The sequence below is a fragment of the Melaminivora sp. genome, assembly GCF_032059615.1.
GTDB lineage: Bacteria > Pseudomonadota > Gammaproteobacteria > Burkholderiales > Burkholderiaceae_C > Melaminivora.
Genome location: NZ_DAMCAM010000003.1, coordinates 1 through 14,077, shown reverse-complemented (window position 1 = coordinate 14,077; position 14,077 = coordinate 1). Strand labels below are relative to the sequence as shown.

Here is a 14,077-nt window from a genome sequence, read left to right as displayed (position 1 = left end):
CTCAAGCGCCCTGCCAGACCCACCACGCCAGCGCCAGCATCATGGCGCCGGTGAGGGCGTCCAGCACGCGCCAAGCACGCGGGTCGGCGAACAGGCGCCGCAGGCGCCGGCCGGCCAGGGCCAGCGCGACGAACCAGGCCAGGCTGGCCGAGGCGGCGCCGAGCACGAACACGGCCTTGAGCCAGCCGTCCTGGCGCGCGCCGATGGAGCCGATCAACACCACCGTATCCAGATAGACGTGCGGGTTGAGCAGCGTGATGACGGCCAGGCCGCCGATCACGCCCAGCAGCCCGCGCGCCACGCGCTCGCCCGGCGCCTGCAGCCCCGCCGGCGGGGCCAGCAGGGCGCGGTGCCAGGCAAAGAGGCCGTAGGCCAGCAGGAAGGCCGCCCCGCCCCACTGCAGGGCGCGCGCCAGGGCCGGCGAGCTGCCCAGCAGCTGCGCCATGCCGGCCACGCCCAGGGCCACCAGCAGCGCATCGCTGGCCACGCACCAGGCCACGCAGGCACGCACGTGCCGGCCCTGTACCGCCTGGCGCAGCACGTAGAGGTTCTGCGCGCCGATGGAGGCGATGAGCGACAGGCAGACGGTGAAACCCATGAGCCAGGAGGACGAGGCGGCTGCGGTGGTGAAGGACATGGGGGCTGATCGTAGGTGGGCAGGCGCTCGCCGTACACTTCATTTTTCTGAAGCAAGTGAAGGAACGCTAATGCTGGACTACGCCGGGCTGGAGGCCCTGGCGGCCGTGCTGCGAGAAGGCAGCTTCGAGCGCGCGGCGCGCCGCCTGCACGTCACGCCCTCGGCCGTTTCGCAGCGCATCAGGCAGCTGGAGGAGCGCGCCGGCCAGGTGCTGGTGCAGCGCGGCAGCCCCTGCACCGGCACCGAGGCCGGGCGCCGCCTGTGCCTGCATCTGGAGCAGGTGCAGCTGCTGGAGAACGAGCTGCGCCGCACCAACCCCGACCTGCTGGCCGGCAGCGGCAGCGCGCCGGCGCCCACGCTCAAGCTGGCGGTCAATGCCGACTCGCTGTCCACCTGGTTCATGGATGCCATGGCTGCGTTCACCGCCGGCGGCAACGAGCTGCTGGACCTGCGCATCGACGACCAGGAGCACACGGGCGAGCGCCTGCGCGAGGGCGAGGTGATCGCCGCGGTCACCGCCAGCGGCACGCAGATCGCCGGCTGCAACACTTGGCCGCTGGGCACCATGCGCTACGTGGCGGCGGCCAGCCCGGCCTTTGTGCAACGGCATTTCGCCGCCGGCGTCACGGCCGCGGCGCTGGCGCGCGCGCCGATGATGACCTATGACCGCAAGGACCGCCTGCAGGAGCAATGGCTGCACGCCCAGGGACTGGCATCGCGCACGCACGCACCGCGGCACTTCCTGCCGTCCAACTTCGGCTATGTGCGCGCCTGCGAGACCGGCATGGGCTGGGGCATGCACCCGACGGCGCTGATCGCCGGGCAGCTGGCGGCCGGCACGCTGGTGGAGCTGCTGCCGGGCGCGCCCCTGGACGTGCCGCTGTTCTGGGCCCACCCGCGCAGCGCCCAGCCTTCGCTGGCGCGGCTGACCGGTTGCGTGATGGCGGCGGCGCGGCGCTGCCTGGTCAGCCCGGGCGCTTCATGAACCATAGCTGGAGGCCCAGGACTGGCGCGGGTTTCGGGCGTTTTTAACGCCTGATCAGGCCGGCAGTGGCGGGCTTGGAAGGCCGGGCAGGCCGGGCAGGAAGCGCACCACCCGCGCGGGCGAGACCTCCTCGCCCGCGGGCGGCACCAGGTCGGCCAGCGTGACCTCGTCGAGCACCGCCAGGAACGCCAGCGTGGCGCGCGAGAGCAGCCCGCGGATGCTGCAGTGGCTGCTCATGCGGCAGGTGTTGGTCTCGGCGTTGAAGCACTCGACCAGGTCGAAGTCGGTCTCGGTCTCGCGCACCACGGCGCCGATGTTGATCTCCGCGGCCGGCCGCATCAGCCGCATACCGCCGCCGCGCCCGCGCGTGGTGTCCAGCAGCCCCTTGGCGGCAAGCTGCTGCACGATCTTCGTCAGGTGGCTGCGCGAGATGCCGTGCGCCTGCGCCACCTCGGTGATGGTCACCGGCTGCGCCCGCCCCTGGCAGGCGGCGCAATACATCAGCACGCGCAGCGTGTAGTCGGTCCATTGGGTCAGTCGCATGGTCGGGCCTTCGCAGGACAAAAAGATTCAGTCTTCATGAATTTTAAAGATTTAAAATATTCAGGTCACATTCGCTTTCAAGGACCCTTCGCCATGCATGCCATTGCCCCTGCCGCCATCGACCCAGGCCAGGCCATCGGCCAGATCGCCGTGGAGCTGCCCGGCGCCACGGCGGTGCTGCGCCGCCTGAAGCTCGACTTCTGCTGCGGCGGCCAGACCAGCCTGCGCCAGGCCAGCGCCGAGAAGGGCCTGGACCTGGACGCGGTGGTGCGGGAGCTGTCGGCCCTGCAGCGCAGCGACAGCGTCCCCCAGGCAGCCACGCCCGCCGAGCTGATCGGCCACATCGTCTCGCGCTACCACGAGGTGCACCGCGCGCAGCTGCCCGAGCTGATCCGCATGGCGCGCCGGGTCGAGGCCGTGCACCGGGGCAACCCGCACGTGCCGGCGGGCCTGGCCGACGCGCTGGAGGCCATGCACGAGGAGCTGCTCTCGCACATGCGCAAGGAGGAGGCCATCCTGTTCCCGATGCTGGCGCGCGGCGGCAACAGCTTTGCCGCCCAGCCCATCGGCGTGATGCGCGCCGAGCACAACGAGCATGGCCAGTCGCTCGAACACCTGGCACGCCTGACCAACGACATGACCCCGCCGCCCGGCGCGTGCAACACCTGGCGCGCGCTCTACTCGGGCCTGGCGCAGCTGGCCGACGACCTGGTCAACCACATCCACCTGGAGAACAACGTGCTGTTCCCAGCCTTCGAGCCCGCCTCGCAGGGCTGCGGCAGCGGCACGGCCTGCGGCTGCGCCTGATGCTTTGCCGCCCCGCGCGGCGGCGGGGCAGCGGCCTCAGCCGCCCACGCCGCCGTAGCGGAAGCTGATCCCCGTCAGCACGAAGCCCACCCCCAGCAGCGTGATGGCGGCCACGTGCCAGGCCATCAGCGGCAGCGTCTCGGCGCGCAGCTGGGGAATGACGCGCGAGCGCGCATGCGCGGCCACCAGCGCCGTCAGCGCCAGCAAAAGCAGCTTGACCGAGACGGCGCGCTCCAGGCCGCCGTCGGGGCTGAACCACCGACCCCAGTCCGGCACCAGCTGCAGCGCCATCCACAGGCCCGTGGCCACCTGCACGGCCAGCGCCCCCATGCCCACGTGTTCATAGGCCTGCTCGAACTGCAGCAGCGTCTCGGGCGAGCGCGCGCGCAGCGCCCGGGGCAGCACGGTCAGCGCCAGCACCAGATGGCCCCCGGTCCAGATGGTGGCGGCCAGCACGTGCAGGGCGAAAAGGATGGGGTACATGGGCGTGCGCCCGGCGCCGGCCGGCGTCGGATCGGGGTCAGGTCAATAGTGTGGCGGCAGTTCGTCGCGCAGGCTGCGCGGCGCGGCCGCGCCTTCGGGCACCTGGCGGCGCAGGTCGGCCAGCTCGGCCTGCAGCTGGTCGATGCATTGCTGCTGCCGAAACAGCGCGAGGTTGAGCTGGTCGAGCAGGTCCTCGGCCCAGGCGGCCTTGATCTCCAGCGCCTCCAGGCGCGCCTGTGTGTCGGCCATGAGGCTCAGGCCTCCTGCAGCGCAGGCGCGGCGTGCAGCGCCCGGCCCAGGCGTGCGACGCCCTCGCGGATCCGGTCCACGTCGGCCGTGGCGAACGACAGGCGCAGCGTGGCGTGGTCGGGTTCGGCGCAGAAGAACGGCGTGCCGGGCACGAAGGCCACGCCCTGCCCGATGGCGCGCCGCGCGAACTCGCGCCCGTCGGCCACGCCGCCGTCCGCGCCCGTCAGGCGGGCCCAGACGAACAGGCCGCCGCGCGGCTGCACGAAGTCGATGGCCGCGCCGAGCTCGCCGCGCAGCGCGTCACCCATGGCCCGCGCGCGCTCGGCATAGACGGCGCGCACGTGGGCGAGCGTTGCCGGCATGCGGCCGGCCTGCAGATACTGCGCGGCCGTGGCCTGGGCGAAGGTGCTGGTGTGCGCGTCCGAGAACTGCTTGCACATGGTGGCGCGCGCCAGCAGCTCGGGCGGCGCAACCAGCCAGCCCACGCGCAGGCCCGGCGCCAGCACCTTGCTCAGGGAGCCGCAGTGCACCAGCCAGTCGCGGCTGCCCGGCACCTCGTGCGACAGCGCCAGCAGGCTGGGGGGCGGCGCCTCGCCGAAATACAGGTCGCCGTAGGGGTCGTCCTCGACGACCACGGTCTGGTAGCGGGCGGCCAGCTCCAGGACGCGCCGGCGCCGCGCCAGGCTCAGGGTGGCGCCGCTGGGGTTGCCGAAGGTGGGGATCAGGTACACCAGCTTGGGCCGGTGCTGCTGGATCAGCTGCTCGAGCCGGTCCACCTGCACGCCGTCCGCATCGATGGGCGCGCTGACCAGCTCGGCACCATAGAGGCGAAAGCACTGGATGGTGGCGAGGAAGGTCGGCCCCTCGACGATGACCTTGTCGCCCGGGTCGATCAGCGTCTTGCCGATCAGGTCCAGCGCCTGCTGGCTGCCGGTGGTGACGATCAGACCCTCGGGCGCCACGTCCTGGGCACCCTTGTGCGCCATGAAGCGCGCCAGCTGCTCGCGCAGGGGCTGGTAGCCCTCGGTCGCGCCGTACTGCAGGGCGGCGCCGGGCTCGTGCCTGAGCGCCGCCTCGCTGGCCTGGCACAGGCCCTCCACGTCGAACATGGCACTGTCGGGGAAGCCGCCGGCAAAGCTGATGATGCCGGGCTTGCCCAGCAGCTTGAACAGTTCGCGGATGGCGGAGGTCTCCACCTGGTCGAGACGCTTGGCAAAGGGGATGGACATGGGCGGGGTATCTCGCAAGTTCTACAGGGCCGTTGGGTGCAGCGCGCATTGTCGCCAATTGCCGCGCCCTGCCACGCACGCCGGACGCATCCGCGCACAATCGCATGCCATGAAAGACCGAGACATCGCGCCCTTCTTCGCCGCGCTGCAGGCGGGCAACCCCCATCCGACGACGGAGCTGGAATACACCACCGTGTTCGAGCTGCTCGCCGCCGTGCTGCTGTCGGCGCAGGCCACCGACGTGGGCGTGAACCGCGCGACGCGGCGGCTGTTCCCGGTGGCCAACACGCCGCAGGCCATCCTGGCGCTGGGGCAGGAGACGCTGGAGGGCTACCTGTCCAGCCTCAACCTCTACCGCACCAAGACGCGCCACCTGCTGGCCACCTGCCAGATCCTGCTGGAGCGCCACGGCGGACAGGTCCCGCGCACGCGCGAAGGGCTGGAGGAACTGCCCGGCGTGGGCCGCAAGACGGCCAACGTGGTGCTCAACACCGCGTTTGGCGAGAACACGGTGGCCGTGGACACGCACATCCTGCGCGTGGCCAACCGCACCGGCCTGGCGCTGGGCGCGACGCCCCTGGCGGTGGAGCGCGGCCTGGTCGCGCGCGTTCCGGACGAATACCTGCCCAACGCGCACCACTGGCTGCTGCTGCACGGGCGCTATGTCTGCCAGGCGCGCAAGCCGCGTTGCTGGGAGTGCGTGGTGGCACGCTGGTGCGACTACCAGCCCAAGACACCGCCGCCACGGTGAACCCAGGGCAGCCGCCCTACACTGGCGTGTTCCACAAGCTGCCGGCAGTGCCTGATCCATGAACTCCCTCGACCCCCGTTCGCTGATCATCATGGCCAATTTCATGACCCTGGTGATGGGCGCGGTGCTGGGGTTCATGCAGCAGCACTACCCCAGCAATATCCGCGGCCTGCGCCAGTGGGCGTTCGTGCCGGTGGTCTGGAGCGTCGCGGCAGTGGCGCACCTGGCGCCCCCGGGGAGCGGCTTGCAGCTGCCGCTGCTGCTGGCCAACGCCTGCGTGCTGGCCGGGTTCGTGCTGTTTCACCTCGGCTGCCAGCGCTTTCTGGAGCAGCCGCGCATGCAGAGGACACTGATCACGACGTCCCTGGCGCTGCTCCTGTCGCTGGCCTGGTTCGTCTGGGTCGTGCCGTCCTACCCCACGCGCCTGGTGCTGGTCACCGCGACCATCAGCGCGCTGCACATCTGGACGTTCCTGTTGCTGTCGCGCCATGGCCCGCCGCGCTTTCCCACGCGCCTGGTGCAGATCGCGCTGCTGGCGCACGTGGCCGTGCTGCTGGTGCGCCTTGTGACGGCAGCGTCCGCCGAGAGCGCGGGCGGGCTGCTGGAGCCGTCGGAAGTGCAGACCTTCTACATCGGCGCCTACGTCATGACCGTGCTGATGCTGTGTATCGGCGCCGTGCTCATGGCCACCGACCGGGTGCGCACCGAATTCGAGCACATGGCCACACACGATGGGCTGACCGGGGCGCTGAACCGCCGCGCCATCCTCGCCCTGTGCCACGATGAACACAAGCGCAGCCAGCGCCAGCCGCGCCCTTTCAGCCTGATGATGCTGGACCTGGACCATTTCAAGACCATCAACGACACCCACGGCCACCAGCATGGCGACCGGGTGCTGGTGCACTTTGCCGACCGCATGCGTGCGGTGCTGCGCGGCACTGACCGGCTGGGCCGCTACGGCGGCGAGGAGTTTCTGGTGCTCCTGCCGGAGACCGACGCCCGGGCGGCCAGCGCCCTGGCCCAGCGCATCCACGCCGCACTGGCGTGCGGCCATGCGCTGGACTGCCAGGTCAGCATCGGCGTGGCCGACTGGCAGGGGCCGGGCGACTCGGTCGATGCCCTGCTCGGGCGCGCCGATGCAGCGCTGTACCGCGCCAAGGCCCAGGGGCGCAGCCAGACCTGCACCGGCTGACCGGCCCCTGCCTCCGGGGCGGTCACGAACGCTGGGCCACCCCCGCCGACTCGAAGCTGGCCATCTCGCGCAATATCGCGCAGGCCGAGACCAGCAGCGGCCACGCCAGCGCCGCGCCCGAGCCCTCGCCCAGGCGCAGATCCAGGTCCAGCAGCGGCTCGGCCTGCAGCTCGGCCAGCATGCGCGCGTGCCCCGGCTCGTGCGAGCGGTGGGCGAACACGCAACGCTCGAGCACCGCGGGCGCCAGGCGCGCGGCCACCAGCACGGCCGCGCTGGTGATGAAGCCATCGACCACGACCACGCGCCGCTCGTGCGCTGCCTGCAGCACCGCCCCGACCAGCGTGGCGATCTCGAAACCGCCCAGCGCGGCCAGGGCCTGCAGGGGCTCGCGGGCCTCGGGGTTGGCGGCCAGCGCCTGGCGCAGCACGGCGATCTTGCGCGCCAGGCCCTCGTCGTCCAGGCCGGTGCCGCGGCCGGCGCAATCGGCCACGTCGGCGCCGGTCAGGCGCGCCAGCAGCAGCGCCGCGGCCGAGGTGTTGCCAATGCCCATCTCGCCCAGCAGCAGCGCGTTGCCGGGCAGGGCGCGCACCACCTCGCGGCCGTTGGCCATCGCGGCAGCGCACTGCTCGGCCGTCATGGCCGGGCCGCTGCTGCAGTCCTGCGTGCCGGGGGCCACTTTGCGCACCACCAGGCCCGGGTAGGGCGCGAAGTCGTGGCGCACGCCGCAGTCCACCACCGTCAGGCTCAAGGCCTGCTGGCGCGCCAGCACGCTCACGGCGGCGCCGCCGGTGACGAAGTTGTGCACCATCTGCCAGGTCACGTCGCTCGGGAACGCGGAGACGCCGCGTGCCGCCAGGCCGTGGTCGGCCGCGCAGACCAGCACCTGCGGCGACCGCAGCACGGGCGCCTCGCTGCCCAGGATCAGCCCGATGCGCAGCGCCAGCGGCTCCAGCCGGCCGAGCGAGCCCAGGGGCTTGGTCTTGTGGTCGATGAGGGACTGCAGCCGCGCGGCCAGCGCCTCGTCGGCGATCGAAGGAATCTCGGAAAAGCTCATTTTTACTCTGGGTTTGATAGCTTTTCGTCCAAGCCCAGCAAGGGCTCAGACCTGTTTTCATTCATATTTTCAGGGCCTGGGGATCGAACCACTGCCCCACCCCCTCGGCCATGCGCTCGAAGGCGGCATCCAGCGTCTGCGCGCTGCCACCCAGCAGGGCCTGCAGCACGCCGGCATTCTCGAACAGGCCGTGCAGGTACACACCCAGCACGTTGCCCGCCACGTTCTGCCAGGCCAGGCCCGGGATCAGCTCGCGCGCCACGTCGCCCTTGGCGGCCATGGCCGGGTGCTGGGCGGTCTGGCCGTGGTGAATTTCGTAGCCCAGCACCTCCACGCCGGCAAGCGCCTGCCACGCGCCCTGCACATCACCGAAGCGCGCATGGGTGCTGCGCACGGTCTTCTTTTCCTCGAAGCTGGTGACCAGCGGCAGCAGGCCCAGGCCCGGGCCGTTGCCGTCCACGCCGACGGTGTCGATCAGCGCCTCGCCCAGCATCTGCAGCCCGCCGCAGACGCCCAGCACGCGCCGGCCGGCGGCGGCATGGCGGGCGATGGCAGCGTCCAGCCCCTGCGCGCGCAGCCACAGCAGGTCGGCCGCGGTGGCCTTGCTGCCGGGCAGGATGATCCAGTCCACCCCTTCCAGCTCGGCGGGTGAGCGCACCCAGGTCACGGCCACGCCGCCGGCCGACTGCAGCGGCGCGAACTCGTCCAGGTTGCTGCCGCGCGGGCAGGCCACGATGGCCACGCGCGTATGCACGCGCCCTGCCCCGGCCGCGGCGCGCAGGCTGCCTTCGTACAGGCCGTCCTCCTCGGGCAGGCCGTGACCGTACTGCATGGGCACGGTGGCGACCACGGGCACGCCGGTGCGCTCCTCGAGCATCTGCGGCGCGGGGGCCAGCAGCGCCGCGTCGCCGCGGAACTTGTTCAGCACGAAGCCCCGGATCAGCGCCCGGTCTTCTTCGGGCAACAGTGCCCAGGTGCCGTAGAGGTGGGCAAAGGCCCCGCCCCGGTCGATGTCGGCCACCAGCAGGCAGCGCGCATCGGCGTGCCGCGCCACGCGCAGGTTGACCACATCGCTGGCCGAAAGGTTGATCTCGGCGGGCGAGCCCGCGCCTTCGATGACGACCACGTCGTTCTCGGCGCGCAGTTCATCGAGCGCCTGGGCGATCACGGGCCACACCCGCTGGCTGCGCCCGCGCCAGGGCAGCTGCGACAGCTCGCGGCTGACCCGACCCAGCAGCACGACCTGGCTATGCGTATCGGCCTCGGGCTTGAGCAGCAGCGGGTTCATGCGCACCTCGGGCGTGGCGCGCGCGGCCAGGGCCTGGAAGTACTGGGCGCTGCCGATCTCGCCGTATTCGCCCTCCGGGGTGGCGACGACGCGGGCGTTGTTGCTCATGTTCTGCGCCTTGAAGGGCGCCACTTTCAGGCCCTGGTTGGCATACCAGCGGCACAGCGCCGTGGCCAGCCAGCTTTTGCCGGCGCCACTGCTGGTGCCCAGGACCATGATGCAGCGGGCGGTCATGCGGGTGTCCTCTCAGGCGTTGGCTCGGGTGCGCGCCGGGGCAGGGGGCGCACCATGCAGTCCATCAGGTGCTCCAGGGCGGCGCCAGCATCGTCGCACCAGCCGGTGTGCACGGGCGAGGTCTGGATGATGCCGCTGCGCCGCGCCGTCAGCCAGTGAAAGCGCGCGCGGTGCGGCAGCCGGGCGATCGGTCCGCCGGCAGCGTCGCCCGCGCAGATGGCAGCCAGGGCCTGCAGGTGGCGGCGCACCAGCGCCACGTCGGCCCAAGGGTCGAGCGCGTGCAGGCGCGCCTCGTCCAGCTCCACCGCGGCCTGCAGAAAGCCCGTGCGCTGGCACGAGACGATGGCACCGACGTTGATGAATTCCTCGCGCTCCACGCGCGGCACCACGCGCACGATGGCGTAGTCGTACAGCTCACGCGCGCGCATCGATCGCCCCCTGCAGCCAGCGGCCGCGCCCGGCCAGGCGCGCCTCGAAATACTCCACGTACGCCTGGCGGTGGCGCGCCGGGTCGGCCAGCACCTCGTTGCCCGGCTCGGCCGCCTGCGCGAGAAAGCCGTCGGGCACGGCGGCCAGGCAGTCCCGCAGCACGGCGGGAGTGAGGCGCGCGGCCAGCGGCCCATCGACCTCGGCCAGGCGGCTGGCCTGCGGCAGCAGGACGTGGTCGGCGATGGGGGCGAAGGGCCGGGCCGGGTCGGCCACCACGCCGCTCCAGGCGTGGTGGAAGGTCAGGCAGGCGCCGTGGTCGATCAGCCAGGGCTGGCCGTGCCAGACCAGCAAATTGGTGTTGCGCGCCGTGCGGTCCACGTTGCTGACCAGCGTGTCGAACCAGACCAGGCGCGAGGCGAAGTCGTCGCTGACGGTGTCGGCGGCCGGGTCGAAGTTGGCCGCGCCGGGCAGGTAGTCCAACCCCACGTTCAGCCCGCCGCTGGCACGGATCAGATCCTGGATCTCGGGGTCGGGCTCGGTGCGGGCCAGCTCGGGATCGAGTTCGGCCAGCACGATCTCGGGCAGAGGCAGGCCCAGCGCCCGCGCCAGCCCGCCGCAGATGATCTCGGCCATCAGCGCGCGCACGCCCTGGCCGGCGCCGCGGAACTTGAGCACGTACAGGCCCAGGTCGTCCGCCTCGACCACGGCCGGCATGGATCCGCCCTCGCGCAGCGGGGTGACATAGCGCCTCACCTCGACGTGGCGCAGGGATGGCAATGCGTGGGTCATGCCGGATGGTAGCCGTGCCCCGGGGCACCGCCCGCGCTCCAGACTTGCCAAGCCTGCCGCAGCGCGTGCTGCGACGCCGGTGGGAGCACGCCCAGGCGCACATGCCCCGGCAGGCCGAACGAGGCGCAGTCGCGCAGCTTGACGCCGTGCGCGCGCAGGGCCGGCAGCAGCGCCCCGGCGGGCACGCCCTGCGACAGGCGCGCGGTGAAGAAGTTGGCCCGGCTGCCGGGCACCACCTGCCAGCCCAAAGCCTGGCACAGCGCCAGCTGCTGCGCCTTCCAGTCACGCAGGGTGGCCAGCGACAGGGCCAGCCAGCGCTGGGCCTCCTCGCCCACCCAGGTGGCGAGCAGCGCCACGCCGTCGGCCCCCACCGGCCACGAGGGCGCCAGTGCCCGCAGCCGCGCGGCCGCTCCGTCAGCCACCGTCGCCTGCGGCGCGATGGCATAGGCCGCGCGCACCCCCGTGAGGCCCAGCGCCTTGTTGGGCGACATCAGCTGCCAGGCACCCTCCGGCGGCGGGCGGGCCGGGCCGTGCAACTGCAGCGGCGCATAGGCACGGTCGAGCACGCGCCACGCTGCACCGGGCGCCCCGGCCCAGGCATCCAGCGCGGCGTCCTCCGCGCCCAGGGGGCTGGACGGCTCGCAGGCCCAGTGCAGGCGGGCAGCGCCATGGTGGCCCTGCAGCCGGTCTGGATCGGCGGTGTGCTCGACCCGCAGTCCCCACACTTCGGCCGCGCGCGCATAGTCGCCATAGCCATGCGCCGGCAGCAGCGCCTGCGGCACTCCACGTTGCCGCGCCAGTGCCGTGATGCGGTGGATGAACTCGCTGGCGCTGGCCGCCAGCACGATGCGGTCTGGCGCCACGCCATGGAAGGCCGCCAGCGCCCCGGTCAGCGCGGTGTAGGCCGGGTCGGGATAGCGGCTGCGGTCGGCCTGGGCCAAGGCCGCCAGCGCCGCCGGGCACGGCCCGCAGGCGTTGGCGTTGGTGGAAAAGTCATGCAGCGGCACGCCCAGCGCGTCGGGGCCGCCGTGCAGCGGGAAGGCAGGCACCAGGCTCATGAAAGAAAAGAAAAAATCATAGCTGCAAGCCCAGCCACGGCAAGGATAAACACCACATTTTGTCCATAACGCAGGGCCCGGGCCACGTGCGCCGCCTGCGGTGCCTGACCTTGCGGATGGAGCACATACACCCCTGGCTTGCCCAGCCGCACCCCCAGCAGCCGGGCCATGGCGCCCATGGGCCATCCACCGTTGGGCGACGGCGTGGCGCGGGCGTCGCGCCACAGACCCAGTGGACTGACCGCGCCAAAGCCGCGCACGCCCCCGCCCAGCAGCAGGAGCAGCGCGGTCAGCCGCGCGGGCAGCCAGCTCAGCACGTCGTCGGCCCGGGCCGCCCATTTGCCCGCCCACTGCCAGTGGCGCCGCGCCGCGCCCTCGCCGCGCCAGCCGGGGTAGCCCCACATGGCGTCCGCCGTGTTGGCCAGCCGGTACAGCGCAGCGCCGGGCAAGCCCAGCAGGGCGAACCACAGCAGGGGCGCGACCACCGAATCGCACAGGTTTTCGGCCAGGGTCTCGATGGCGCTTTCGCGCACCTGGGCGGCGTCGAGCCGCGCCGTGTCGCGGCTGACCAGCCACGACAGCCGCTCGCGGCCGGCGTGCAGCGACTGCGCCAGCTGCTGCTCGACCGCGGCAACCTCGCTGCGCAGCATGCGCCAGGCCAGCAGCGGCTTGAGCGCCAGGCCCAGCACCAACGCCGCGGCCCAGCCCGGCAGAAAGCACAGCACCAGCGCCTGCAGCGCCCACGCCGCTATCCAGACGATAGCTGCAAGCCCGCACCAGGCAAGGGCTGCAAGCCAAAAAGTCTTCCAATCCTGCGCCCTTTCGCCCGGCGGCGCTAGGTGCGCGCCCAACGCCCCGAGCGCGCGCCCCATCCACACCACCGGGTGCAGCGACGCAGGCGGCTCGCCCCATAGGGCATCGACCACGAGTGCGACCACCAGCGCGCCGGCCAGCCATCCCGCCGCGCCCTGCCCGCCTGCCGCCCCGCCCCCGCCCCAGATCCATGTCCCCATGCGCCAAGCCTACCGTGCCTGCAGCCACCAACCCGCGTGCAAGCGCCCGGAAAGACGAAAAAACGCTGCTACAATCGCGGGCTTCGGAGAGGTGGATGAGCGGTTTAAGTCGCACGCCTGGAAAGCGTGTGTAGGTTAATAGCCTACCGAGGGTTCGAATCCCTCCCTCTCCGCCAGAAATGGCCCAAGCCCTTGATGTTCAAGGGCTTTTTTTCTTCTGCAGGTCAAGCGCGCCCCGGCTCACACCAGCGCCGGCGCCCGCACCCGGCCTTCCAGCGCCAGCAGCGCCTGCTTGCGCGGCAGCCCGCCGCCGAAGCCGGTCAGGCTGCCGTCGCTGCCGATCACGCGGTGGCACGGCACGACGATGGAGACCTTGTTGCAGCCGTTGGCCGCCGCCACCGCGCGAGTGGCCGTGGGCTGGCCGATGTGGCGCGCCTGTTCGGCGTAGCTGCGCGTCTGGCCGAAGGGAATGGCCAGCAGGGCCTGCCAGGTCTTGAGCTGGAACGGCGTGCCCACCAGGTCCAGCGGCACGGCAAAGTCCTGCCGCTCGCCGGCGAAATATTCCTGCAGCTGCTGCCGCACCTGATCCAGGATGGCGTTGCTGCCCTGCACCGCCGGCCCGCCGCGCGCGGCCTCGACCTGCGCCAGCTCGCGCTCCACGCCCTTCTGGCCGACGAACTCCAGCAGGCACAGGCCCTGCGGCGAGGCCACGGCGAGCATGTCGCCCAGGGGCGTGGGGATGTGGGTCGAGACGAGCGGCATGGCGATCTCCTGGGTAAAAAAAGGGATGGCGCCATTGTGCCCATGGGGCCCGGGCCGTGCTGTTTCAGTCCTCGATGCCGCGCTGCGCCGGGATGCCGGCCTGGAAGGCGTGCTTGATGAGCTTCATCTCGGTCACCGTATCGGCCACGTCGATGATTTCCTGCGGACAGCGCCGCCCCGTCAGGCACACGTGCACGTCGCGCGGACGCTGCGCCAGGGTGTCCAGCACGTCCTGCAGCGGCAGCCAGCCGTAGATCAGCGGATAGGTGACCTCGTCGAGCACCACCAGGAAATACTGGCCCGACAGGATGGCCTCGCGCGCCTTGGCCCAGCCATCGCGCGCCAGCTGGGCGGACTGCTCCAGGTCACGGCTTTTCCACGAAAAACCGTCGCCCAGGCCCTCCACGGGCAGCCCCACCTGCTCGGCCAGACGGTGCTCGCCGAAGCGCGCCGTGGGCACCTTCATGAACTGGAACACCTTGACGGCCTTGCCCCGGCCGGTGGCGCGGAACGCCAGGCCGAAGGCGGCCGTGCTCTTGCCCTTGCCGTCGCCGGTGTTGACGATGACCAGGCC

The 14,077-nt window shown here is 71.8% G+C and carries 17 protein-coding genes and 1 tRNA gene; 5 read left to right on the top strand and 13 right to left on the bottom strand.

Annotation, left to right across the window (positions count from 1 at the left end):
* Position 1: 1 nt before the first annotated feature.
* On the bottom strand, positions 2–637 hold the full coding sequence (locus tag RT051_RS01175) for a LysE family transporter (protein WP_313070152.1): 636 nt from the start codon (positions 635–637) through the stop codon (positions 2–4).
* Between the two features lie 70 nt (positions 638–707).
* Between RT051_RS01175 and RT051_RS01170 the strand changes: the two genes are divergently transcribed.
* Positions 708–1,622, top strand: a complete 915-nt coding sequence (locus RT051_RS01170) for an HTH-type transcriptional regulator ArgP (RefSeq protein ID WP_313070145.1) — start codon at positions 708–710, stop codon at positions 1,620–1,622.
* A gap of 54 nt (positions 1,623–1,676) precedes the next feature.
* Here RT051_RS01170 and RT051_RS01165 read toward each other — a convergent pair whose 3' ends face one another.
* On the bottom strand, positions 1,677–2,165 hold the full coding sequence (locus tag RT051_RS01165; RefSeq protein ID WP_313070141.1) for an Rrf2 family transcriptional regulator: 489 nt from the start codon (positions 2,163–2,165) through the stop codon (positions 1,677–1,679).
* A 93-nt stretch (positions 2,166–2,258) separates the two neighbouring features.
* Here RT051_RS01165 and ytfE point away from each other — a divergent pair, with 93 nt between their 5' ends.
* On the top strand, positions 2,259–2,972 hold the full coding sequence (gene ytfE, locus RT051_RS01160; RefSeq protein ID WP_313070135.1) for an iron-sulfur cluster repair protein YtfE: 714 nt from the start codon (positions 2,259–2,261) through the stop codon (positions 2,970–2,972).
* A gap of 36 nt (positions 2,973–3,008) precedes the next feature.
* On the opposite strand, the gene RT051_RS01155 is transcribed toward ytfE, so the two are convergent.
* The 3 genes from RT051_RS01155 to RT051_RS01145 are packed head-to-tail and all read right to left on the bottom strand — an operon-like array spanning position 3,009 to position 4,927.
* Positions 3,009–3,455, bottom strand: coding sequence for a CopD family protein (locus RT051_RS01155; protein WP_313070134.1), 447 nt, complete (start codon positions 3,453–3,455; stop codon positions 3,009–3,011).
* 42 nt (positions 3,456–3,497) lie between these two features.
* Entirely contained in the window at positions 3,498–3,704 is a 207-nt protein-coding gene (locus RT051_RS01150) for a SlyX family protein (RefSeq protein ID WP_313070132.1), read from the bottom strand.
* Positions 3,705–3,709: 5 nt separating this feature from the next.
* A complete protein-coding gene (locus RT051_RS01145; protein WP_313070301.1) occupies positions 3,710–4,927 on the bottom strand; it encodes a PLP-dependent aminotransferase family protein in 1,218 nt (405 codons plus the stop codon).
* 115 nt (positions 4,928–5,042) lie between these two features.
* Here RT051_RS01145 and nth point away from each other — a divergent pair, with 115 nt between their 5' ends.
* Complete coding sequence (gene nth, locus RT051_RS01140; RefSeq protein WP_313070130.1) at positions 5,043–5,684, top strand: endonuclease III; 642 nt, start codon at positions 5,043–5,045, stop codon at positions 5,682–5,684.
* A gap of 58 nt (positions 5,685–5,742) precedes the next feature.
* Positions 5,743–6,876, top strand: coding sequence for a GGDEF domain-containing protein (locus RT051_RS01135; protein WP_313070127.1), 1,134 nt, complete (start codon positions 5,743–5,745; stop codon positions 6,874–6,876).
* 22 nt (positions 6,877–6,898) lie between these two features.
* On the opposite strand, the gene cobT is transcribed toward RT051_RS01135, so the two are convergent.
* The 6 genes from cobT to cbiB all read right to left on the bottom strand — a co-directional run bounded on the left by cobT (position 6,899) and on the right by cbiB (position 12,741).
* Complete coding sequence (cobT, locus tag RT051_RS01130) at positions 6,899–7,930, bottom strand: nicotinate-nucleotide--dimethylbenzimidazole phosphoribosyltransferase (RefSeq protein WP_313070124.1); 1,032 nt, start codon at positions 7,928–7,930, stop codon at positions 6,899–6,901.
* A 61-nt stretch (positions 7,931–7,991) separates the two neighbouring features.
* Positions 7,992–9,452 (bottom strand): cobyric acid synthase, encoded by a 1,461-nt coding sequence (locus RT051_RS01125; RefSeq protein ID WP_313070121.1) that lies wholly within the window; start codon positions 9,450–9,452, stop codon positions 7,992–7,994.
* Complete coding sequence (locus tag RT051_RS01120; RefSeq protein WP_313070119.1) at positions 9,449–9,880, bottom strand: DUF3037 domain-containing protein; 432 nt, start codon at positions 9,878–9,880, stop codon at positions 9,449–9,451. The genes RT051_RS01125 and RT051_RS01120 overlap by 4 nt, the downstream gene beginning before the upstream one ends.
* On the bottom strand, positions 9,867–10,670 hold the full coding sequence (locus tag RT051_RS01115; RefSeq protein WP_409520513.1) for a HipA family kinase: 804 nt from the start codon (positions 10,668–10,670) through the stop codon (positions 9,867–9,869). Before RT051_RS01115 ends, RT051_RS01120 begins: the two co-directional genes overlap by 14 nt.
* Positions 10,667–11,728 carry an aminotransferase class I/II-fold pyridoxal phosphate-dependent enzyme gene (locus RT051_RS01110; RefSeq protein WP_313070117.1) on the bottom strand — a complete coding sequence of 354 codons (1,062 nt, stop codon included), beginning with the start codon at positions 11,726–11,728 and terminating at the stop codon, positions 10,667–10,669. The genes RT051_RS01115 and RT051_RS01110 overlap by 4 nt, the downstream gene beginning before the upstream one ends.
* The gene (cbiB, locus tag RT051_RS01105) at positions 11,725–12,741 is read right to left on the bottom strand and encodes an adenosylcobinamide-phosphate synthase CbiB (RefSeq protein WP_313070114.1); all 1,017 of its coding nucleotides are present in this window, start codon (positions 12,739–12,741) and stop codon (positions 11,725–11,727) included. The genes RT051_RS01110 and cbiB overlap by 4 nt, the downstream gene beginning before the upstream one ends.
* 85 nt (positions 12,742–12,826) lie before the next feature.
* Here cbiB and RT051_RS01100 point away from each other — a divergent pair.
* A tRNA-Ser gene (locus tag RT051_RS01100) sits at positions 12,827–12,917 on the top strand.
* Positions 12,918–12,981: 64 nt separating this feature from the next.
* Here the strand turns inward: RT051_RS01100 and RT051_RS01095 are convergent.
* Both RT051_RS01095 and cobO read right to left on the bottom strand, forming a co-directional pair.
* Positions 12,982–13,503, bottom strand: coding sequence for a methylated-DNA--[protein]-cysteine S-methyltransferase (locus RT051_RS01095; RefSeq protein WP_313070111.1), 522 nt, complete (start codon positions 13,501–13,503; stop codon positions 12,982–12,984).
* 64 nt (positions 13,504–13,567) lie between these two features.
* On the bottom strand, positions 13,568–14,077 hold a 510-nt coding region (cobO, locus tag RT051_RS01090; protein WP_313070108.1), incomplete at its 5' end, for a cob(I)yrinic acid a,c-diamide adenosyltransferase.